This window comes from Curtobacterium sp. NPDC098951, assembly GCF_044759965.1.
Lineage (GTDB): Bacteria > Actinomycetota > Actinomycetes > Actinomycetales > Microbacteriaceae > Curtobacterium.
The window spans coordinates 18,012-38,977 of record NZ_JBIWAG010000001.1 but is presented as its reverse complement, the minus strand read 5'-3'; the positions used below and the strand labels follow the sequence as shown (position 1 = coordinate 38,977).

23 protein-coding genes are annotated in these 20,966 nt (G+C 70.4%); 11 read left to right on the top strand and 12 right to left on the bottom strand.

Annotated elements, in window-relative coordinates; all coding sequences use genetic code 11:
• Window positions 1-488 precede the first annotated feature (488 nt).
• On the bottom strand, window positions 489-1,268 hold the full coding sequence (locus ACIQUC_RS00225; RefSeq protein ID WP_402261893.1) for an aldo/keto reductase: 780 nt from the start codon (window positions 1,266-1,268) through the stop codon (window positions 489-491).
• A 32-nt stretch (window positions 1,269-1,300) separates the two neighbouring features.
• A complete protein-coding gene (locus tag ACIQUC_RS00220) occupies window positions 1,301-1,846 on the bottom strand; it encodes a cysteine hydrolase family protein (protein ID WP_402261890.1) in 546 nt (181 codons plus the stop codon).
• 66 nt (window positions 1,847-1,912) lie between these two features.
• On the opposite strand from ACIQUC_RS00220, the gene ACIQUC_RS00215 reads away from it, so the two are divergent.
• The 4 genes from ACIQUC_RS00215 to ACIQUC_RS00200 all read left to right on the top strand — a co-directional run bounded on the left by ACIQUC_RS00215 (window position 1,913) and on the right by ACIQUC_RS00200 (window position 5,160).
• A complete protein-coding gene (locus ACIQUC_RS00215; protein WP_402261887.1) occupies window positions 1,913-2,830 on the top strand; it encodes a DUF1524 domain-containing protein in 918 nt (305 codons plus the stop codon).
• A 122-nt stretch (window positions 2,831-2,952) separates the two neighbouring features.
• Complete coding sequence (locus ACIQUC_RS00210; protein ID WP_022906679.1) at window positions 2,953-3,756, top strand: SDR family oxidoreductase; 804 nt, start codon at window positions 2,953-2,955, stop codon at window positions 3,754-3,756.
• Window positions 3,757-3,848: 92 nt separating this feature from the next.
• Entirely contained in the window at window positions 3,849-4,517 is a 669-nt protein-coding gene (locus tag ACIQUC_RS00205; protein WP_402261884.1) for a GPP34 family phosphoprotein, read from the top strand.
• Window positions 4,518-4,716: 199 nt separating this feature from the next.
• A complete protein-coding gene (locus ACIQUC_RS00200; protein ID WP_402261882.1) occupies window positions 4,717-5,160 on the top strand; it encodes an SseB family protein in 444 nt (147 codons plus the stop codon).
• Here the strand turns inward: ACIQUC_RS00200 and ACIQUC_RS00195 are convergent.
• Window positions 5,157-8,636 (bottom strand): TM0106 family RecB-like putative nuclease, encoded by a 3,480-nt coding sequence (locus ACIQUC_RS00195; protein ID WP_402261879.1) that lies wholly within the window; start codon window positions 8,634-8,636, stop codon window positions 5,157-5,159. The two genes, ACIQUC_RS00200 and ACIQUC_RS00195, sit on opposite strands and share 4 nt — an antisense overlap.
• Window positions 8,637-8,669: 33 nt before the next feature.
• The gene (locus tag ACIQUC_RS00190) at window positions 8,670-8,903 is read right to left on the bottom strand and encodes a DUF1653 domain-containing protein (protein WP_402261876.1); all 234 of its coding nucleotides are present in this window, start codon (window positions 8,901-8,903) and stop codon (window positions 8,670-8,672) included.
• A gap of 201 nt (window positions 8,904-9,104) precedes the next feature.
• Between ACIQUC_RS00190 and ACIQUC_RS00185 the strand changes: the two genes are divergently transcribed.
• From ACIQUC_RS00185 to ACIQUC_RS00175, 3 genes are all read left to right on the top strand, one after another.
• Complete coding sequence (locus tag ACIQUC_RS00185; RefSeq protein WP_402261873.1) at window positions 9,105-9,581, top strand: thioredoxin family protein; 477 nt, start codon at window positions 9,105-9,107, stop codon at window positions 9,579-9,581.
• Window positions 9,578-10,054: a DUF4395 domain-containing protein gene (locus ACIQUC_RS00180; RefSeq protein WP_402261870.1), complete on the top strand. Its 477-nt coding sequence runs from the start codon at window positions 9,578-9,580 to the stop codon at window positions 10,052-10,054. The genes ACIQUC_RS00185 and ACIQUC_RS00180 overlap by 4 nt, the downstream gene beginning before the upstream one ends.
• A gap of 167 nt (window positions 10,055-10,221) precedes the next feature.
• A complete protein-coding gene (locus ACIQUC_RS00175) occupies window positions 10,222-10,596 on the top strand; it encodes a hypothetical protein (protein WP_402261867.1) in 375 nt (124 codons plus the stop codon).
• A 402-nt stretch (window positions 10,597-10,998) separates the two neighbouring features.
• Here the strand turns inward: ACIQUC_RS00175 and ACIQUC_RS00170 are convergent, their stop codons facing one another.
• The 8 genes from ACIQUC_RS00170 to ACIQUC_RS00135 all read right to left on the bottom strand — a co-directional run bounded on the left by ACIQUC_RS00170 (window position 10,999) and on the right by ACIQUC_RS00135 (window position 16,761).
• Window positions 10,999-11,547 carry a hypothetical protein gene (locus ACIQUC_RS00170; RefSeq protein ID WP_402261864.1) on the bottom strand — a complete coding sequence of 183 codons (549 nt, stop codon included), beginning with the start codon at window positions 11,545-11,547 and terminating at the stop codon, window positions 10,999-11,001.
• Between the two features lie 88 nt (window positions 11,548-11,635).
• A complete protein-coding gene (locus tag ACIQUC_RS00165) occupies window positions 11,636-12,082 on the bottom strand; it encodes a hypothetical protein (protein ID WP_402261861.1) in 447 nt (148 codons plus the stop codon).
• Between the two features lie 113 nt (window positions 12,083-12,195).
• Window positions 12,196-12,696: a hypothetical protein gene (locus tag ACIQUC_RS00160; protein ID WP_402261858.1), complete on the bottom strand. Its 501-nt coding sequence runs from the start codon at window positions 12,694-12,696 to the stop codon at window positions 12,196-12,198.
• Window positions 12,697-12,824: 128 nt separating this feature from the next.
• Entirely contained in the window at window positions 12,825-13,466 is a 642-nt protein-coding gene (locus ACIQUC_RS00155; RefSeq protein WP_402261856.1) for a hypothetical protein, read from the bottom strand.
• Window positions 13,463-13,909, bottom strand: coding sequence for a hypothetical protein (locus ACIQUC_RS00150; RefSeq protein WP_402261853.1), 447 nt, complete (start codon window positions 13,907-13,909; stop codon window positions 13,463-13,465). The genes ACIQUC_RS00155 and ACIQUC_RS00150 overlap by 4 nt, the downstream gene beginning before the upstream one ends.
• Window positions 13,910-14,055: 146 nt before the next feature.
• Window positions 14,056-14,508, bottom strand: coding sequence for a hypothetical protein (locus tag ACIQUC_RS00145; protein ID WP_402261850.1), 453 nt, complete (start codon window positions 14,506-14,508; stop codon window positions 14,056-14,058).
• 100 nt (window positions 14,509-14,608) lie between these two features.
• Entirely contained in the window at window positions 14,609-16,486 is a 1,878-nt protein-coding gene (locus ACIQUC_RS00140; RefSeq protein WP_402261847.1) for an alpha/beta hydrolase, read from the bottom strand.
• The gene (locus tag ACIQUC_RS00135) at window positions 16,483-16,761 is read right to left on the bottom strand and encodes a hypothetical protein (protein ID WP_402261844.1); all 279 of its coding nucleotides are present in this window, start codon (window positions 16,759-16,761) and stop codon (window positions 16,483-16,485) included. The genes ACIQUC_RS00140 and ACIQUC_RS00135 overlap by 4 nt, the downstream gene beginning before the upstream one ends.
• Before the next feature lie 315 nt (window positions 16,762-17,076).
• Between ACIQUC_RS00135 and ACIQUC_RS00130 the strand changes: the two genes are divergently transcribed.
• The 4 genes from ACIQUC_RS00130 (at window position 17,077) to vsr (ending at window position 20,957) form a co-directional block, all read left to right on the top strand.
• Window positions 17,077-17,964, top strand: coding sequence for a MurR/RpiR family transcriptional regulator (locus ACIQUC_RS00130; RefSeq protein WP_402261841.1), 888 nt, complete (start codon window positions 17,077-17,079; stop codon window positions 17,962-17,964).
• A gap of 10 nt (window positions 17,965-17,974) precedes the next feature.
• Window positions 17,975-18,886, top strand: a complete 912-nt coding sequence (gene murQ / locus ACIQUC_RS00125) for an N-acetylmuramic acid 6-phosphate etherase (RefSeq protein WP_402261839.1) — start codon at window positions 17,975-17,977, stop codon at window positions 18,884-18,886.
• 47 nt (window positions 18,887-18,933) lie between these two features.
• Window positions 18,934-20,433, top strand: a complete 1,500-nt coding sequence (locus tag ACIQUC_RS00120) for a PTS transporter subunit EIIC (protein WP_402261836.1) — start codon at window positions 18,934-18,936, stop codon at window positions 20,431-20,433.
• A 95-nt stretch (window positions 20,434-20,528) separates the two neighbouring features.
• Window positions 20,529-20,957: a DNA mismatch endonuclease Vsr gene (gene vsr, locus ACIQUC_RS00115; RefSeq protein WP_402261833.1), complete on the top strand. Its 429-nt coding sequence runs from the start codon at window positions 20,529-20,531 to the stop codon at window positions 20,955-20,957.
• The last annotated feature ends 9 nt before the right edge of the window (window positions 20,958-20,966 follow it).

The window sequence follows — 20,966 nt, the reverse complement described above, 5'->3', positions numbered from 1 at the left end:
GCACCGCACGGTGCGGCGTCCGTCAGCCGGTGCGGGCTCGCCCGCTCGGTGCGAGGTTGTAGGCGCGCACCAGGCGGGCAGCCGCGCACCAGCTGGCGAACCTCGCACCGTGCGCTGCACCGCGCAACCCGCCGAACGCGCACCGGCCAGCGAACGCCGCACGGTGCGCAGCACCGCGGCGGGCACCGCACGGTGCGGCCTCCGTCAACACGTGCGGGCTTGCCCGCTCGGTGCGAGGTCGTAGGCGCGCACCAAGCGGGCAGCCGCGCACCGTATGGCGAACCTCGCACCGTGCGCAGCGCCGTGCGACCCGCCGGCCGCGCACTCGCTGGCGAACTCTGCACCGTGCGCGGTGTGACAAGGGCGCGACCCCGCCATCAGGCGGCGGAACCCACGCCGCGCGGGACGGGAGGCGCGGGTCGGGCCCGCACCGCGCCTCCCGTAAGCCTCCCGTCAGGGAGTCAGCGCGCGAGGCGCGCGAGCACGGGTCAGCGGGCGAGGGCGTCGATCGCCGAGACCTCGTCGGAGGACAACTCGATCCGGGCACCGGCGGCGTTCGACCGGATGCGCTCGGGGTTCGACGACTTCGGGATGACGACGAAGCCGTGGGCGACGTGCCAGGCGACGATGACCTGGGCGCTGTCGGCGTCGTGCGACCGGGCGATGTCGACGAGCGTCGGGTCCTGCAGGTTGCTCGCCTTGAAGGGGCTGTAGCCCTCGAGGACGACCCCGCGCGACGCGAGCCCGTCGGCCACGGCGCGGTCGTACTCGACGGGGCTCCACTTGATCTGGTTCACGGCCGGGGTGACCCCGGTGGCGCTGTTGAGTTCGTCGATCTGGGCGAGCGAGTAGTTGCTGACGCCGACCGCACGGGTCAGGCCGTCCGACTGCGCCTGGACGACCTGTTCCCACACGTCGGGACGCGCTTCGCCGTTCGGCGGCCAGTGCACGAGCCAGAGGTCGAGGTGGTCGAGGCCGAGCTGGTCGAGGCTCTCCTCGATGGTCTGCCGCACGCGGTCGGCGTTGTCCGGCGGCAGCTTGGTCGTCACGAAGACCTCGTCGCGGGCGAGTCCGGAGTCGGCGATCGCCCTCCCGACGCCGCGCTGGTTGCGGTAGCCGGTCGCGGTGTCGATGTGGCGGTAGCCGGCGGCCAGGGCTTCGCCGACGGCGGCGGGCGCCTCAGCGTCGGGGATCTGCCAGGTGCCGAAGCCGAGGAGCGGCATCGACCCACCGGTGACGGACACGGACGGGTTCGCGTAATCGGTCATGCGTCGTGTCTACGCCGTGCCCGCGGAACGGTTCAGAGCGAGGCGGTCCACTCGGCGACGGTGACGACCTCGGCCTGCCGCGGGAAGACCTTCTCGGTGAGGACGCGGTGGACCTCCGCGTCGCCGTCGGTGCATGCGTCCGAGAGGACCGTCACCCCGAAGTCGAGGTCCGCCGCCTGGCGCAGCGTCGAGAGGACGACGCCGCTCGTGGCGATCCCGGCGAGCACGAGGTCGCGGACCTCGAGGCCGCGGAGCAGCACCTCGAGGTCCGACCCGGCGAAGGCACTGACGCGGAGCTTCGTCACGACGAGGTCGTCGTCCCCGACACCGAACGCGCAGTGCACGTCGGTCGCCCCCGGAGCCTGGGCACCGATGCGCTCCCGCATCCCGCCGAACATCTTGTTCGTGCGCGCGGCCTCGGGTGCGCCCGGCCGGAACGCCACGCGCACGAAGACCACCGGGATGCCGCGCTCACGGGCGGCCGAGACCGCTGCCGTCGCCGCAGCCAGGGCCTCGTCGGTGCCGAGTCGTTCGACGATGCTGTTCTGGTAGTCCATGACGAGGAGTGCGGTGCCCACTTCGTGGACGCTACTCCGGCGGGCCGGGCGGCCGACCCTCCGCCGGGGTCCGGGGCGATGTCCGAGGTGTCCGCCATCATCGACGAGGCCGTCCGGCCCGCACCACCGCACCACCAGGAGTCCCACCCCCGCATGACGTCCCGTCGACGCCGCACCCGCACGAGTCTCACGTCCGTCCTCGTCCTCCTCGCACTCGCTGTCGGCGGGTACGCGCTCCACACCGCCGGGGTCCTGGCACCCGATGCCGAGGCTGCTCCCGGCCCGTCCACCGCCTCCGCGCCGTCCGACGCGCCCACCATCGAGGCGGAACCCGGCGCGACGGGGACGAGCCGCGCCTCCAGTCCGGCGCAGCCGCAGGACGGAGCGCATTCGCAGGACGGAGCGCATTCGCAGGACGGAGCGCAGCCGACCGGTACGGCCGCGGCCCGCGCGGACGCGGCCACCGCGCGGGCGCAGCTCGGGGCACTGCCCGTCAAGGGCAAGGCGCCCGCCACCGGGTACGACCGGGTCGCCGACTTCGGCACGGCCTGGCTCGACGTCGACCACAACGGGTGCGACACCCGCAACGACGTGCTGGCGCGGGACCTCACGGCGATCAGCCGCCAGGGTCCGTGCCGGGTGCTCTCCGGGACCCTCGTGTCGCCGTACACCGGGGCGAGGATCGACTTCGTCCGGGGCAACACGACCTCCACGCTCGTGCAGATCGACCACGTCGTCGCGCTGGAGAACGCGTGGCGGACCGGCGCCCAGCAGCTGTCGCAGCGGGAGCGGGAGGCCCTCGCCAACGACCCGGAGAACCTGTTCGCGGTGGACGGTCACTCGAACTCGCAGAAGCGGTCGGGCGACGCGGCGACGTGGCTGCCGGCGGACAAGGCGTTCCGCTGCACCTACGTCGAGCACCAGGTGTCGGTGAAGTCGAGCTACCGACTCTGGGTGACCCCGGCGGAGCGGGACGCGATGACCCGGATCCTCAGGAACTGCTGAGGGGACAGCTGGACAACAGGTGTAGCCTATCTTCCGTCGATGCGAACGCATCGTTCGGACTCGCTGCTCCACCGCGGACCCCGAGCCCTTCACCGTCGAAGACCGCAGGAGGCCTCCACACCATGACCGCAACCAGCACGTCGACCGCCCGCTTCGCCGACCGCGTCGTCCTCATCACCGGCGGCGGCTCCGGCCTCGGCCGCGCCACCGCCGTCCGCCTCGCCGCCGAGGGCGCGTCGCTCTCGCTCGTCGACGTCTCCGCCGAGGGCCTCGAAGCCACCACGGCCGCCGTCCTCGAGGCGACGCCCGACGCCGAGGTCCTCACCACCGTCGCCGACGTCTCGGACGAGGCGCAGGTCGAGGCGTACGTCACCGCCACCACCGAGCGCTTCGGCCGCATCGACGGCTTCTTCAACAACGCCGGCATCGAGGGCAAGCAGAACCCCACCGAGTCGTTCACCGCCGCCGAGTTCGACAAGGTCGTCTCGATCAACCTGCGTGGCGTGTTCCTCGGCCTCGAGAAGGTCCTCAAGGTCATGCGCGAGCAGGGCTCCGGCATGGTCGTCAACACCGCGAGCGTCGGCGGCATCCGCGGCATCGGCAACCAGTCCGGCTACGCCGCGGCGAAGCACGGCGTCGTCGGCCTCACCCGCAACTCGGCCGTCGAGTACGGCCGCCACGGCATCCGCATCAACGCGATCGCCCCCGGTGCCATCTGGACGCCGATGGTCGAGAACTCGATGAAGCAGCTCGACCCGGAGAACCCGCGTAAGGCCGCCGAGGAGTTCATCCAGGTCAACCCCTCGAAGCGCTACGGCGAGGCTCCCGAGATCGCCGCGGTCGTCGCGTTCCTCCTCTCCGACGACGCCTCGTACGTCAACGCCACGGTCGTGCCGATCGACGGCGGCCAGTCCGCCGCGTACTGAGTCACGCGGCCCGGCGCGCGCCCGCCTCGGCGTGCGCTGGGCATCGGCCTGGAGGCGCGGCGCACCCCCGCCACGCGTGGCAGGCTGCGGACATGGCTGAGCAACTCTCCGTGCCGCAGGCGTTCGCGCTGCTCCAGGTCGAGGCCGACGGGCGCTGGTCGACGGACGTCCAGACGCTCGACAACGGGCTCGCCGGAGCCGTCCTCGCAGACCTCGCCCTGCGCCGGGTCGTCTCACTGCGGGACGGCCTCGTCCGGGTCGTCAACGGTGCGGCCACCGGCGACCCGGTCCTCGACGGCGTGGTCGGCACCATCGCAGCCGCCGACAAGCCCCGCCCGGCGAAGTGGTGGGTCACCCGCATCGCCAAGCGACCACTGCGGGACGACGTGTTCGCCGGACTGATCGCCCGCGGCGCGATCACGCTCGAACAGGGGAAGGCCCTCGGCATCTTCCCCACGACGAAGTACCCCGAGCGGGACGGCGGACCCGAGGCACTGCTCCGCGCGAGCATCGGAGACGTCCTGGCCGGACGCGCCGAACCCACACCGTTCGCCGCGGCGGTGATCAGCCTGCTCGACGCGACGAACACGCTCCGCAAGCAGTTCGGCGCGGTCGACCGGGCCCGCCTGCAGGAGATCACCTCGGGCAGCTGGGCCAGCCCCGCCGTGAAGGCCGTGCTCGAGGACATCCAGGCGGCGGCGATCACGGCCGCCCTGATGGCGAGCACCGCGGCCACGACGGCGGCGATCTCGTCGAGCTGAGGCCGGCGGCTGCGTCCGGCGGAGTGGTTTCGTTCCGGCTTCGTGACCGTCCTGGTTCGCGATCCCCGGCTTCCGCGAACCAGAACGGTCAACAGCCCCGCACGATCGCCCCTCCCGTCCAGTCCGCGCCTGCCGCACGCCGTCCGGACGAGCCGGTCGGACGTGACAGCATGGTCGTCGATCGTCAGGAGAGCACCGCATGAGCACCAACGACCACTCGGGATCGGCCTTCGGTCGCGGCGTCGACAACGCCCCGCCGACCGCGGCCGCCGAACTGCGCCGGCGGATGGCGACCTCGCCCGCAGGCTTCCTGCGCAGCGCCGCGTGGGTGCCGTGGCGGCCCGAGGGGACTCCGGACGGTGGGAGCGTCGCGCACGTGGTCATCCGGGACAAGCCGTTCGTCCCGGTGTTCACCGACCCGGCCGAACTCGCCGCCGGCCTGCCCGACACCGAGGGACGGCCGGTCCCGATGTCCGAGCTCGTGACGGCCCTGCCGGAGGAGTTCGGCATCGTGGTCGACCCGACGAGCGCCGCGGACGCCAACTTCCTGCACGCGGACGTCCTGGCGACCATGCGCGCGCAGATGCAGAACGGCGTCCCGTCGACCGACGAGGACCCCGACCGGAGCGACCCCGGCGCCTAACGGACGCTCGGAGCGGGCCCGACGAGCTCGATGAACCGGGAGAGCAGCGACAGCCCCGCGATCGAGGGTGGCAGGCCGGTCGCCAGCGCCGGCGAGTAGACGAGGTACGCCGCCCACTTCGCCCGGGACAGCGCCACGTTCAACCGGTTCGGCATGAGCAGGAAGTCGAGCCCTCGTGGGATGTCCGCTGCGCTCGACGCCGCGAGCGACACGATCGACACGACGGCCTCCCGACCCTGGAACAGGTCCACCGTGCCGACCTGCGTCCCCCGGAGTCCTGCGCGGTCGAGGGCCTCGCGGATGACCGCGCCCTGCGCGTTGTAGGGCGCGACGACGATGACGTCCTCGTCCGTGAGCACCCGTTCGGTGTCACCGTCGACCCAGCGACGTCCGACGACGTCCCGGGCCAGCTCGACGACGCGGGCGGCCTCTTCCACCGAGGACGTCGTGTTGCCGACGTGCGTGATCGGCACCGGGTGCACGCCGGCGTCGATGCCCGCGAGGTGTCGGCCGGAGACCATCGAGGCGAGCTGCCCGTCGTAGGACAGGGCGGAGACCGAGGCGGTCAGGGCGGGCTCCATCCGCCGTGTCCGCGCCAGGAAGTACCCGAACGCGTCCGGCAACACGTGCTGACCGTCCGCGAGCCACCCGAGCGCCGACTCGTCGACCGGTTCGGGGTGCGAACCCTGCGACACCTGCGGGAGCTGCTGCGGGTCGCCGAGGAGGAGCAGCCGGGTCGCCGCCACCGACGAGGCGATCGTCGGCGCGAGTGAGAACTGCCCGGCCTCGTCTACCACGAGCAGGTCGAGGGAGCCACGGGCGACCGTCGACTCGTTCGCGAAGGTCCACGCGGTGCCGCCGACGACACCGCCCGTGCCCGTCTCGGCGCACGACGACAAGAACGCGGCGATCGCGGCGCCGTTCTTCACGGCGGTCCACTCGGCCGACTCGACGTCCTCGTCCGTGGCGCCGGTCTTCGGGACCTTCACGACGCGGTCGGGTGCGACGCCGGCGCGCACGACCGAGTCGAGGAAGTTCTCGCTCGTCGCGTGCGACTGGCCGACGACCCCGACGCGCCAGCCGTGCTCGCGGACGAGCCGGGCCACGACGTTCGAGCCGACGTAGGTCTTGCCCGTCCCGGGAGGCCCCTGGATCGCCAGGTACGACCGGTCGAGGCCCAGCAGCGTCGCCACCACCGCCGACACCGTGTCATCGCCCTGCACGGGCACGATCGGACCCCGCGGCGGGACCCGACGGAGCAGGTCGAACGCGGGATCCGGCAGCATCGCCGGCAACGCGTCGAGGACCTGCTGGCCCCACTCCGCGATCGCCTCGGGCTGCGGCTTCGCGCGCGGCGGAGCTGCCGGTGCGAGGGCGACCGGGAAGTCGTGGTGCGGCTCGCCCCCGCCCACCGGGAGGCTCTCCTTCACGATCACCTCGAACGCCTCGCCGTTGTCGAACGCGTCCAGCACGACCGCGCGAGCCGACGCGCCCTTCGATCCCGGTGCCGGAGCGGTGATCGACGGCGGGAGTGGGTCGTCGTAGACGAGGTAGGGCGTGCCTCCAGGCCGGAGCCGCGAGCCAGGCGCGAGCGTCCCCGACAACCGGAGCTCACGTGACTGCGAGCGGGCACGCGGCAGCGTGTCCCAGTCTCGCTCGACCGATGCCCGCTCGACGACGAGGACATCGCGGGTGTCCGCCCAGTCGTCCACCGGGTTGCGGAGGCGGTCGAAGTGGTCCTGCCAGAAGGTCTTCGCCTCGCGGCGGTGGTAGTCGATCGCGGCTGCGGCGAGCGCCAGCGCCGTCTGGTCGGGCGTGCGGTCGAGGGCGTCGACCCCGTCGAGCGTGGCGGCGAGCGCCGTGTACACCGGGTTCGGCTCGCGGTCGACCGGGATCGGCGGCAACAGCTCGACCGCGTCGTCGACCATCGGCGCCGGGGACGCAGCGCGCAGCGAGAGCAGCCAGTCGCGCAGGCGCAGGGTCGAGCGGCAGTCGTAGGCGTTGTAGTCGGCGACCTCGTCGAGCATGTGCTGCCCGGCCGCTCGGTCGCCGTTCCGGAGCTCCTCGATCGCGTCGACGTAGGCGGTGATGCTGTCGGCCGCGTTCGTGACGTCGCTCAGGCGCAGGTCGGACCCCATGTACAGCGGCTCGAGCTTCTTGATCGAGTAGCTGCGGCTGCCGACGACGAGTGCCTTGCGGACGATCGGGTAGAGGTCGACGAGGACACCGGCCCGGAGCAGGTCGTCGACGGCGTCTTCCCCCACACCGTGACGCGCCGCGAGCGAGAGCAGGTGGGTCCGCTCGTACGCCGCGTAGTGGTAGATGTGCATGCCCGGGTGCTGTTCGCGTCGGGCTTCGACGAACGCCAGGAAGTCCACGAGCGCCTGCCGCTCGTCGCGGATCGTGTGCGCCCAGAACGCCGTGAAGCGGGCCTCGGGGTCGACCAGCCCGAAGAGGTAGTCGAGTCCCCAGTGCACGCCGTCCTCGGTGTGGAGCGGGTCGCCCTCGAAGTCGAAGAAGACGTCGCCCGCGTCGGGCTCCGGGATCGCGTCGAGGGCGCGCGGGTCCGCCACGTCGAAGACCGGCGCGCGGCCACCGCTCGTCTCGGACTCGACCTGGAGGCGCGCCTGACGCACCAGCCTGGCCTGCGTTCCGCGCGACATGGCCGGGACGGCCGCGGTGCGGTCCGCCAGCTCGTCGATGGTCCGCACCCCGGCCCGGATGAGCTTCGTCCGCTGGTCGAGGCGCATGCCGGCGACGAGCACGAGGTCGCGGTGGTCCGTGACCTGGGTCGTGCAGATCGGGCAGCGGCCGCAGCTGCCGTAGCGCGGGTCGCCCCAGGCGAGTTCGTCGTCCGCCGCCATCCGCTCGGCGATCACCCGCTGGAGTTCGGCGCGCTGCGTCCGGTACACCGGGGCGATGTCGGCGAGGTCGTGCGTGGTCGTCGTCCGGTCGCCCAGCACGAGGTGCACCTGCTCGCCCGTGGGGATGCCGTGCGCCTGCATCTGCTCGGCGTAGGCGGCGAGCTGCAGCAGCGCGCTGATCTTGGCGTGGCGGGCGAGCTTGGTGTCGTACACCTCGTACGCGCCGCGGTCGTTGCGGATGATGAAGTCCGCGAACCCGATGAAGCCGGGGGCGTCCGGTACCGCGGGGCGGTGGAACGTCGGCTGGTAGAGGACGTCCGCGCCGTCGCGCATCGCTGCGAGCGCCTCGTCTGCGGCGCGGGCGTAGTCGGCCGGTGCCGGACGGTCGAACTCGACGACCTGGTGCGAGCCCTTGAGGATCTCGAGGTAGTCGAGCTCGTGCTGGTCGCCGAGCCGTGCGGTCCGTTCGAGCATGTCGTCGTGGACCTCGGGCAGCGGTTCGCCCCGGCCGAGCTTGGCGTCCAGGCGTCGGAGGAACGCCCACTCGCACGCCGCCCAGGTCGAGAGGTCGCTCGGGCTGAGCAGGACCTGCCCGTCGCCGCCGATCTGCATGCGTCTCCCCCGTCTCATCGGTGCCCTGCGAGCCTAGGGCTGCCCGCCGACACCGCCCGTCCGGACAAACCGCGGCCCCTCGTACCCGTCCCGCGACACCCACGCCGTGAAGTCCGCGAGCGACCGCACCCAGTGTCCCCGCTCGCCGTAGAGCGCCCGGTAGACGACGACCGGCTCCTCGGTCTCGACGTCACGGGCCACGAGCACGACCTCGTACTCCCCACCCTTGAAGTGCCGGTACCGTCCGGGCGTCACGTCGTCGACCATGCTCCCGATGCTAGGGCCGGTACCGTCCCCGGACTCCGCTCCGTGCCCGCGCCGGCACGCACCGACGCGACCGTCGCCGTCCCGCCCGCCCGCCCGAACCGGCTCCCGCCGCCCGCCCGCTGCCCGACGCCCACGCGCCGCGGCCCGTCACACGCGGTCATCTCGGTGCCCGACAGCCACCGGAGGACGTACCGTCACGGCATGACCGTCGCCTCGGCCGTCGCCGTCCTCGTGGGAGTCCTCGCACTCGCCACAGTCCTCGGCCTGCTCCTGCGTGCCCGGACCGGTCGAGCCCGCCGGACGCGGCCTCGTGACACGTCCACCACCGCCGCCGACCCGGCGACCGCCGACCTCGCCCCCTCCGAGGCGTTCGGCACCGACGCGACCCTCGTCCAGTTCTCCACGCCGACGTGCGCCCGCTGCCCGGCCACCCGTCGTCAGCTCGACGCCGTCGCCGCCGCCAACCCCGGCGTCAGCCGCCTCGAGATCGACCTCGCCGAGCGCCCCGAGCTCGCCCGCCGCTTCGCCGTCATGCAGACCCCCACGGTCCTGCTCCTCGACCGGAGTCGCGCCGTGCACACCCGGTTCGGCGGTCCGCCCCGACCGGCCGAGCTCACCGCAGCCCTCGACACCGTCCTGACAGCAGCAGCACCGACCCCCGGAGACGAGTCCCCATGACCGCCACGAACGACCCCGCCCGCGGCATCGACCCCCGTTCCCCGAGGTTCGGCGCCGCCATCACGACCGTCCTCCTCGCGGCGACGATCGTCCTCACCCTGATCCCCGCGACGTGGGCGGCCGGCATCGTGCTGCTCGCCGCGATCGTCGTCCTCTTCGCCATCGGCGGCATCGCCGGCATCCGCCGCCACCCGTACGGCACCCTGTTCCGCCGGTTCGTCCGCCCGAGACTCGCCCCGCCCGCCGAACTCGAGGCCCCGGAGCCCCCGACCTTCGCCCAGCAGGTCGGCCTCGTCATCACCGCCCTCGCCCTCGTCCTCGCGTTCGTCGGCGTCCCGTACGCCGCCACGATGGGCGCCGCTATCGCGCTCGTCGCCGCGTTCCTGAACGCCGTCTTCGACGTCTGCATCGGCTGCCTCCTCTACGTGTGGCTGGTCCGCGCGGGCGTCTTCCGCCAGCGCACGGCCGCCTGATCACGGGCCAGGAGGCGCGACCCACCCACGCGACGCACGTCGCGTCGTCGAGGCGATCCGCGCCTCCCGGCCTCCCCGCACCGGCCTCGTAGGCTGACCGCATGGGGGGGGGAACACACTGCACCAGCGCGCCCGACCGCCGACAGCACGACCGCGGAGGCGTAGCCGTGCCGTACACCGACGCCTCCACGGTCCTGCTCAAGAAGATCGCGACCTACCTCGCTGACGACGAGAACTCCGGCGCGTCCGACATCATCCCCGGCTACGCGCCCCCGACCAGCTCCCGCCCGAGCCGTCGGATCGAGGTCGGCGGGCGCCTCACCCTCACGCCCGAGGTCCTCTGGTTCACCGCCCACCCGCTCAACTTCGCCCGCTCCGACTTCGGGATCCCCGTCGAGGAGATCGCTCGACTCGACGACGTATCGAACGGCCTGCGCAAGAAGGTCCGCATCACCCTGCGGACCGGGATCGAGCCGACCTTCCTGCTGTGGGGCATCCCTCGCTTCATCGAGGCGGTGGAGCGGGCGCGCAGCGCCCTCTGAACAGACGGACTGGAGGCGCGGCTCGCCCCAGCCTCGTCGGTGACGGCGGAGGATCCCCCCACGACATCCTCCGCCGCCACCGCTCGAGCGCGCGACGGCTCAGTGCGTCGCGAGCGCCTGCTCGCTCAGCGCGACCAGGTCGTCCGCACGCAGGCTCGGCCACCCGTGCAGGGCACGACGACATCGTGGCGTTCGGGGTGGCCTCCTTGCGAGCTTCGTACGCCGGGCGATGCTGCCGCTGCTCGTCGACACGGGGTCGCGCGCGGCAGTCGGGCCGGGCAAGCCGGCGACGCGGTACCGGCGCGCCTGAGGCCGACTGCTTGGTGAGCAGAAGTGGTCGGGTCGTCCGTTGCGATCCGACCATTCCTGCTCACGGACGTGCGACGGCTGCGACGAGTTGCACTACGGGAGATCGGTGGGGCGGGGATTCAACGGGGTGCCGAGGTCCGGTACTTCCCCGGGCACGCAGTGTCCCCACACGATGAGGCTCGCGAAGTCCGTGCCCGACTGGAACTCCACGCCGAACCCGTCTGCCGCAGTCCCACCGTTGTAGCCGTTGGGGTACGAAACGACCGTCCGTGGCGGACGCAGGGTGTCGTCGTGCTGCACGGGAACACCGTCCAACCCCGCGTCGGTCTTCAACGCGTTCGCGACACCTCGAGTCACCTCATCGGGTGCTGCGGGCAGCGGATGCTTCCGGATGGCGACGAGCGAGAACTGTGCGGCGTCCTCGCCGTTCGAGGAGCACCCGAGCCAATTCGACTGCGTTCCCGCCTCCCAGCCGTCTTCGCCGACGACCGACTTCACCGCCTCGAAGATGTCCAGCACGTTCTTGTGTGATTGCTCGGGGGTCGAGGAGGAGCCCTCACTCGCCGGAGCATGCGGACCGTTGTCGGCGCACGAGGTCAGCAAGGCTGCGCTGGACCCAAGCAGCGCGACGATGACGGCCAAGCACCTACGGCGTGCCATCACTGGTGCTTCTCATCTCCATGACGAACAGTCCTCTCCCGTTGCCGCGTCGATGGCCGCTGCGCCATGCTCACGGAAGGTCGGTCGGCCGAGGGTTCAACGGCGTCCCGAACTTCGGAGCCTTTCCGCTGACGCAATGTCCCGTGATCGACACATCAGCGTAGGAATCGAAGGCCTGGAACTCCACGAGGAAGCCGTCAGCAGCCGCTCCCCTGTTGTAGCCGTTCGGGTACGCGATGACCGGTCGCGGCGGGGTGAGCGTGTCATCGTGCTCCACCCGAGCTCCGCCGTAGCCGATCTCGTCGAGAGCATCGGCGACGCGCTTCGCCAGCTCGTCCGGAGTGGTGGGGAGAGGCAGTTTGCGAGTGGCCGAGTACGTGTACTGAGCCGCATCATGGCCACCGCTTCCGCAGATCAACCAGGCTGGCTGCTCATCGCTCCAGCCGTCCTTCCCGACGACGGACTGAACCGCCGCGAAGATGTTCAGCACGTCTCGGTGGGACTGTGCGACCGTCATGGAAGAGTCCTTCTCAGCAGGTGTGTGCGGACCCGTTCCCGCGCAGCCGCTGATGAGCAGCGCGGCGATCCCGACCACGGTCGTTGTCGGAAGCCAACGACGAGTATCTCGATTCACCGGTCCGTCCTGTCTGCCACTCGAACGTGAACCGACGCCCGCTCCTGCCAGAGATCGGCAGGGCGGGGGTTCAACGGCGTCCCGAGCTTGGGCGGGCCCCCGGGTACGCAGTGCCCGTAGATGATGACGCCGACGAAACCAGGATCGGTCTGGAACTGCAGCCCGTACCCATCGGCAGCGGTCCCGCCGTTGTAGCCGTTCGGATACCCGATGACCGTCCGGCGAGGCGACAGCGTCTCATCGTGCTGGACTCGGATGCCCTTCATGCCCAGCTTCGATTCGAGCGTCTCTGCGACCTGCTTCGTCAGATCCTCCGGCGTGCCAGGGAGCGGCTGGTTCCGGATCGCGGTGAGCATGAATTGCGCGCCCGCTCCGCTCTGCGAGGAGCAGCCGTTCCATTCAGACTCGGTCCCCTCGGCCCAACCGTCCTCTCCGACGACCGACGTGATCGCGGCAAAGATGTCGAGCACGTTTTGATGTGACTCCTGCACCGTCATGGATGAGTCCTTGCTCGCTGGGGCGTGAGGTTCCGTGTCGGAGCAGCCGGTGATGAGGATCGCGACGAGTGCGCTGAACGCACCCGCGACCCACCGACCCTTCCGAAGGCTCGCAGCGGCGTATCGCACTACGGCACATCCGTGGGACTCGGGTTCAGCGGGGTTCCAAGCTTCGGCGGCTCGCCGGGGATGCAGTGGCCGGAGATGATCGTCGCCGCGTAGTCAGTGCCGGACTGGAACTGAATTCCGAATCCGTCGTGCGCGGTGCCGCCGTTGTACCCGTTCGGATACCCGATCACGGTCCTCGGTGGCTGCAGAGTCGTGTCGTGCTGGACACGCACATCGTCGTAGCCGGAGGCTTCGAGCGCAGCGGCGACCCGCTTCGTCACCGCATCGGGTGAGTCGCTCAGGGGCAACCGGCGCGCTGCATACAAGCTGAACTGCGAGGTGCCGGACGGTGCCGGGCAGGAATCCCATGACGAGTCGAAGTCGTCGTCCCATCCGTCCTCACCCACCACGCCCTTGATCGTGTCGAACACGTCGTTGACGTTCCGATGAGCCTGTTGCGGGGTCAATGTCGAGTCTTTGGTCGCCTCGGCGGACGGGTCCGCGCCCGAACAGCTGGTCACGACGAGAGCCGCAGAGATCGCGATCGCGAGCCCGAAAGCGCCTCGGCCACGATGTTGGATCTCCGACACACGGCGCCGCACGGGGACTGCCCGAGCTTCGTAACGAGCGCCGCGTCGGCGTGGGGTGGTGAGCCGCATCACGGGAGGTCGGTAGGTCGAGGATTCAAGGAGCTGCCGAGCTTCGGCACGTTGCCGGGCACGCAGTGTCCGTACACCGAGAGGTCGGCGTATCCGTCGTTGACCCCGAACTGAATACCGAACTTGTCCGGTGCAGTACCTCCGTTGTAGCCGTTCGGGTACCCGATCACCGTGCGTTTTGATGTCAGCGTCGTTTCGTGCTGCACGCGCGCTCCTTCGTAGCCGATCGCGTCCAGTGCTTGCGCGACCTTCCCCGCGACGTCGTCAGGAGTACCAGGCAATGGAAGCTTGCGCGTCGTCGCGTACGTGTACTGCGCAGCGGCAGTCCCGCCGCTGCTGCAGATGTTCCAGCCCGCATCGTCGTCAGCCCAACCATCCGTCCCGACGACGCCCTGGACCGCGGCGACGACGTTGAGAACGTCTTGGTGGGACTGTTCGATGTTCATCGTCGCGTCAACGCTGGCGGGATCGTGCGGGCGGCCCGCACCGCACGATGCGACGAAGGTGGCGACGACGACTGCTACTGCGAGCGCGGCGAAGCGTCGAGGTCCGCCCATCGGTGATCTGCGCCTGACCACTGCGCCGAGTTGCACTACGGGAGATCGGTGGGGCGCGGATTCAGAGGGGTGCCGAGGTCCGGCACTTCCCCCGGTACGCAATGTCCCCACACGAGGAGGCTGGCAAAGTCTGTGCCTGACTGGAACTCCACGCCGAACCCGTCCGCGGCGGTCCCGCCGTTGTAGCCGTTGGGGTAGGAGACAACGGTGCGCGGCGGACGCAGCGTGTCGTCATGCTGCACCGGAACACCGTCCAACCCCACGTCTGCCTGCAATGCCTTCTTGACACCGCGGGTCACCACCTCGGGTGCAGCGGGAAGTGGATGCTTGCGGATGGCCGTGAGTGTGAACTGAGCGGCGGCGTCGCCGTTCGATGAACAGTCGTTCCATCCGGATACTGTTCCCTCGTCCCAGCCTTCCGCTCCGACGACCGACTTCACCGCTCGGAAGATGCTCATCACGTTCTCGTGGGACTGTTCGGGTGTCATCGAGGAGTCCTTACTGGCAGGAGCATGCGGACCAGTGTCGGAGCATGCGGTCAAGAGGAGCACGGCGGCGGCGATCAATCCGCCCATTTGGGTCAAGCGTCTAGAGCGTGGGGTCACCGGTGAGTCCTGTCTGCCACTGGTACATGAACCAATTGTCCTCCGTCTGCTGTCGCATACGATCGAACGGGGCGCCGGCTTCCGGGATCTCATCGCCCAGTCCCATCGTCGCTTTCGCTGTGTAGTACTGCGAGGTCGTGTTGTTGTCGAAGTACGAGTACCGCCCGTGATCGTTGCCCTCGCGGCCGTCGTACGGGCCGTGATGGGTGACGCCGTGCAACTCGTCAGCGCCGGACCCTTGTGTCTCGGAGCTGAAGTCATGGGCGCCCCAGGACGGGTCCGTGGGATCCTGACGGCCCGACAGGTTCTGCCCCGTGATCGCCCACCCGTCCTTCGCACCCTGGCTTGCGAATACCTCGCCCTTCGGCACCTGCAGTGCCTCGGCGTTCGGCGCGACGTCCGTGACCCCTGCGGAACCGAGGAGTACGACGTGGTCAGCGTGGGTCTTCGTCAATGCGATGGTGGCCACGTTGGTGCCGTAGGAGTGCGCGACGACTGAGAGGTCAGCGCCCCGACCCGACGCTGCACGAACCGCGTCGAAGCCATTCAGATCGGCGGCGAGGGCGTCAGCGCCCGTACGGGCGCGTCCGTTCGCCACGACCGAGGCGAACGACAGGTCGTCGGCCATCGGCCCGTGGTAACCGATCCATGACACCACCGCGACGTCAGTGGGCACGACACCGCCTACCGCGGCTTGGCGACTGCGCATCCCATCGGCGATGGTCGCATAGTTACTCACAGTCCCGTCCTGGTACGTCGCCGTGTTCATGCCGGGCACGACGTACGTCACGTGCGCCGCGGTGTCCATGTCACCGACGACGATCTGCGCCAACGGCGGCCTGTCATCGACGAGCGAGATGAGCGAGACGGCCTTCGTCTTCAACGTATTCTGAATGTTCTGGTACCCGTCGCGCTGCCGCTGCCAGGTCTGGAGCTGTGCTCTCGCAGCAGCCGCAGCCGCGGGGCTCGAAGCGCTCTTCAACTGCTTCTCCCAGTACGACGTCTTCTGCTTCGCTTCGGAGAGCTTGTCCGCGAGCACGGTCGAGTTCGCTCGCGCCCTCGCCCAGTAGGCGACCCCGTTCAAGTTCCCGAGCGCCGCCGGGATCGCCGCGACGAACGCATCCTGCTCAGCGGAGTGCGCACCGTCCAGACCGGACATCGCGTTCCACCACAGCGCCACGTCCTTCGCGTCCACGCGCGCCAAGCGTGCGGCGATGGTTGGATCGTCTTGCAACGCGGCGATCGACTCCTTGTCGAGCGAGCCGAGCCAGGTGAGGAACTGCCCGTCACCCATCTTCGCCACAGCAGCCGCGGACTGCAGCTTGCCGACGACCTCCGGTGCTTCCAGAGCCGAGGCAACCTGTCGATCGGCAGCTTCGCGCCGCGTCACCAACTCGTCCCACTGCGCTGACAGCCGCCCCTGCAGCCCGGCAAGGCTCGCCGCTCCGTTCTGCAGCTGATGCAGCTTCGTCGTGTCAGACTCCACCACTTCCGCGCTCTCGGCAGCCTCGGTCGCTGAGCGGATCGCGCGGGCGTTCGCCGCAACGTCATCGGCCGCGGCCTGCTGAGCGGTCTGCACGCGGTGTGCCTCGTCCTGGATCCGCTGGACCTCGATCGCGTACGTGTCCAAGGCCGACGCAGCCTCGTCGAGTCGCGCCGCGATGCGCTGCGCACTCGCCGGCACCGTCGCCGCCACCGAGACGAACCGCTCCTGCGCCCTCCCGGTCCAACCCGACTGCGCCGCCGCAGCAGCATCCACCACGTGCCGAGCCCCCGCACGGACCGCGTCTGCGTGCTCCGTGTGCAGGCGCGCAAGCCGACGGATCCCGTCCGGGTCACCCGCTGTCGGATCGGCGGTCATCGCAGCCTCGCCGCCAGACCCGCGTCCGCCTGCTCCATCTCCGAAACGGCGTCCCGCACGAACTGGCTCAGCGTGTCCGCGTCATCACCGAGCGAGCGGACCATCGCGTCCTGCGCTCGCGCGGACGTCGTGAACGCCGACGCCACGCCGACGGAGCCGAAGCACCCGCCATCCGCGCCGGACAGCGCACGCTCCGAACCGAACTCCGCCGCGGCGTTCTTTGCCTTCGACGCCACCGAGTGCATCACCGACGCATCGATCGTCAGATCCCCCAACGTTGCCCCCCTTCATCATCAACGCTCAGCCAGCATAGTGCAATATGTCAGCAGTTGAAATCCTGAATGCGGGAGCTTGTCATCACCGAACCGCGAGGTCATGGGCGGGGGCACGAGCCGATTCCGCCTGTCGATGCTCGCCCTACTCCCCGACCCGAGCTCGCGCGGAGTCACCGGCCCACGAGGCCACGCCCCCTCGCGCCGACGCGCCGACGGACCGACGCACCGACGCACCGACGCACCGACGCACCGACGCACCGACGAAAGTAACTTGCAGCACTGGCGCTGCATGAGAAAAGACGCTTTCATAGTGGGATGACGATCACAGAGCGGTCCGAGCGCGCCGACGCGTTCGCCCTCGTCCGGACCCAGTCCGCGAGCATGCCGACGAGCATGCGCGCGATCGCCGACGCCGTCCTCGAGGACCCCGGCGCCGCGGCCACCACGAGCGCCGCCGAGCTCGCCGACCGCGCCGGCGTCTCCCCCGCCACCGTCTCGCGCTTCGCCCAGCACCTCGGGTTCGCGAACTTCGCCGCACTGCAGCGCAGCATGACCCGTGCCGTCGAGCGGGGCATCCACGAACGACGCGAGACCGAGATCCACGCGGGCGTCAGTGTCGACGACGACGTCGCCACCGTGATCGCGAAGGTCACCGAGGACGTCCGGGCCGTGATGAGCGACACCCGTGCCACGCTCGACCCGATCGCACTCGAAGCCGCCGCGGTCCGCATCAGCGAGGCCCGACGCGTCGTCCTGTACGGCGTCGGCGCGAGCGGCATCGTGGCCCGCGACCTGCACCTGAAGCTCGAACGCATCGGCATCGCGAGCTCGATCGCGGACGACCCGCACAACGCCCTGACCCTCGCGAGCGTCCTCGGCCCGAAGGACGTCCTCGTGATCACGAGCCACTCCGGCACCACGGTCGAGGCGCTCGAGGTCGCCACCGAGGCCAAGATGCACGAGGCCACCGTCGTCGCGATCACCGGCCACGCCACCTCGCCGCTGACCCACCACGCCGACCACGTCCTGCTCGGCGTCGCCGGCGCCGAGAGCGACCTGCGCCCCGCCGCGATGGGCAGCCGGATGAGCCAGCTCGCCATCGTCGACGCCCTGTTCATCGTCGTCGCCCAGCGCACCGACGACCGCTCCCGCACGCTCCTCGCACGCAGCCGCCACGCGGTCCGCACGCACCACCGTCCCTGAATCGAGCACCATGCACCACCACGACCTGCGCGACGAGCTGCGGCACCTCGCGACCGAGGCAACCGACTCGTCCCTCGACGACATCGACCTCGTCTCCACCCTCGAAGCTGCCCAACGCATGAACGCGCTTGACCGCAGCGTGCCCGCGGCACTCGAGCCGTGCCTCCCGGCCATCGCCCTCGCCGCCGACTCGATCGCCGCAGCCTTCCGACGTGGCGGCCGCCTCATCTACGTCGGCGCCGGCACACCGGGCCGGCTCGGCGTCCTCGACGCCAGCGAGTGCCCACCCACCTTCGGCACCGATCCCTCGCAGGTCGTCGGCGTCATCGCCGGCGGCGACGTCGCCCTCACGACCGCCGTCGAAGGCGCCGAGGACGACGAAGCAGCCGCCGTCCGTGACCTCGACGCGCTCGGCCTGTCGGCTGACGACGTGGTCGTCGGGATCAGCGCGTCCGGCAGGACGCCCTACGTCATCGCGGCCGTCCTGGAGGCGCGGCGCAGGTCCGCCCTGTCCGTCTCCGTCGCGTGCAATCCCGACTCGGCCGCGGGGCGGGAGGCCGACATCGCCATCGACGTCGTCGTCGGTCCCGAGTTCATCGCCGGATCGACCCGCCTGAAGGCGGGCACCGCGCAGAAGCTCGTCCTCAACATGCTCACCACGCTCGCGATGGTTCGCAGCAACAAGACGTACGGCAACCGCATGGTCGACGTGCGGGCGACGAACGAGAAGCTCGTCGCCCGGTCGTTCTCGCTCGTGCAGGACGTGACCGGGGCTGCTTCCGCTGACGTCGCCGCGGCTCTCGATGCAGCCGACGGCGAGGTCAAGACGGCCATCGCGATGATCCTCACCGGGTCGTCCGCTCCGTCCGTCCGGGCGCAGCTCGCTGCTGCCGACGGGTCGCTCCGAGCCGTCATCTCCTGACTCCTTCCCTTCTCAGTCCGATTCCTTTCCCCCGAGGAGCACCATCAATGGCCGATGCACAGCAACTCGCACAACAGATCCTCGACACCGTCGGCGGGTCCTCGAACATCGCCGACGTCGAGAACTGCATGACCCGGTTGCGGGTCGAGGTGGCGTCCCCCGGTTCGGTCGACCTGCCGGCGCTGCAGGCCACCGACGGGGTCATGGCCGCGATCGCCGCCGGGTCGAACCTGCAGATCGTGCTCGGGCCGGGGTTGGTGGACCGGGTGGCTGACTCGCTCGAGTCGTTGCGTGCTGCTCCTGTTCCGGGTGCGTCCTCGGCTTCGGTGTCGCCCGAGGAGCTGGCGGCGCGGGGCGCGTCGATCAAGGCATCCGCCCGTGCCCGGTCCGACGGCCGCACCATGCGTGCCATCCGTCGCATCTCGGCGATCTTCATCCCGCTCATCCCGGCGCTCATCGCGTGCGGGCTCATCGCAGGGATCAACGGCATCCTGACGAACCTCGGGTGGTTGCCCGGGGTCACGCCCTTCCTCGCGGTGCTGTCCAGCGGGTTCCTGTCCCTTCTCGCCGTGTTCGTCGGGATGAACGCCGCGAAGGAGTTCGGTGGGACGCCCATCCTCGGTGGGGCCGTCGGCGGCATCATCGTCGCGGCCGGTGTCGCGAACGTGACCGTGTTCGGCGAGACCCTCGCGCCCGGGCAGGGCGGTGTGCTCGGAGCACTGGCCGGCGGCATCCTCGCGGCCTACGTCGAGCGATTCATGCGGAAGGTCACGCCCGACGTCATCGCGCTCATCGTCGTGCCGACCGTGACCGTGCTCGTCGCCGGCTCCGTGACGCTCGGCATCCTGATGTCCGTCGCCGGCGTCGTCTCCGTCGCCATCGGCACCGCGGCGACCTGGCTGCTCGCGAACGGCGGGGCCTTCGCCGGGTTCATCCTCGGCGGGCTCTTCCTGCCGCTCGTCATGACCGGGATGCACCAGGGACTCATCCCGATCCACGCGACGCTCATCGAGCAGACCGGGTGGACCGTGCTGCTCCCCGTGCTGGCGATGGGTGGTGCCGGGCAGATCGGTGCGTGCATCGCGCTGTGGGTGCGGTTCCGGTCGAACGCCTCGCTCGTGCGGACGATCCGTGGGGCGCTGCCGGCAGGGTTCCTCGGGGTCGGCGAGCCGCTGATCTACGGTGTGACGCTCCCCCTCGGGCGGCCGTTCATCACCGCGTGCATCGGCGGGGCGTTCGGTGGCGGGGTCGTCGGGCTGTTCGACCAGCTCGGGCACTCCGTCGGGGCGATCGCTATCGGGGCGTCGGATCTGTCGCTCATCCCGCTGTTGAACGGATCCTCTGGCTACGGTTGGGCGATGCTCGGGTACGGGTCGGGGCTCGTGGTGGCGTACGTCGTGGGGTTCGTGGCGACGATGGTGTTCGGGGTGTCGGCGTCGGTACGGGCTGATCTCGAGGCGCAGTCGGCGGCTTCGCCTGGAGACCCTGTCGCTCCGGCTGCGCCCCTCAATGTGCCGGTTGCGGCCACCTCAGGTAGCCCTCGATGATCGCTCGTTCCCTCACCGGACCGTTCGGCGACCCACTGCTCCACAGATCAGCGACTCGATCCTCGAAACGCTGACCGCCCGACGAGGATCGGGGCGTGGAGGAATGGGAAGCGGACGACGCTCGGCGACGGCTCATGGCTCGCTTCGGTCGGCGCGACACGGCCCCCGAGCTGTCGTTGCGTCGTGAGCTGCATCGGCGCGGTCGGCGGTTCTTCGTCGACCGGCGGGTCAGCGCCCGGTGCCTGGTGCGGCCGGACCTCGTGTTCCCGCGGGCGCGGATCGCCGTCTTCGTGGACGGCTGCTTCTGGCACTACTGCGAGGAGCACGCCCACCTGCCGAAGGCGAATGCGGAGCTGTGGCGTCGGAAGTTGCTCGCCAATCGTCAAAGGGATGCCGCGAACTCCGCTGTACTCCGCTCGGAAGGCTGGCGTGTGGTCAGGGTGTGGGAGCACGAGGACCCAAGTGAGGCCGCGGACTCGATCGATTCCGAGCTCGCCCGTTGGAGATGGATCGTCAACCGCTGACCGGGTAGA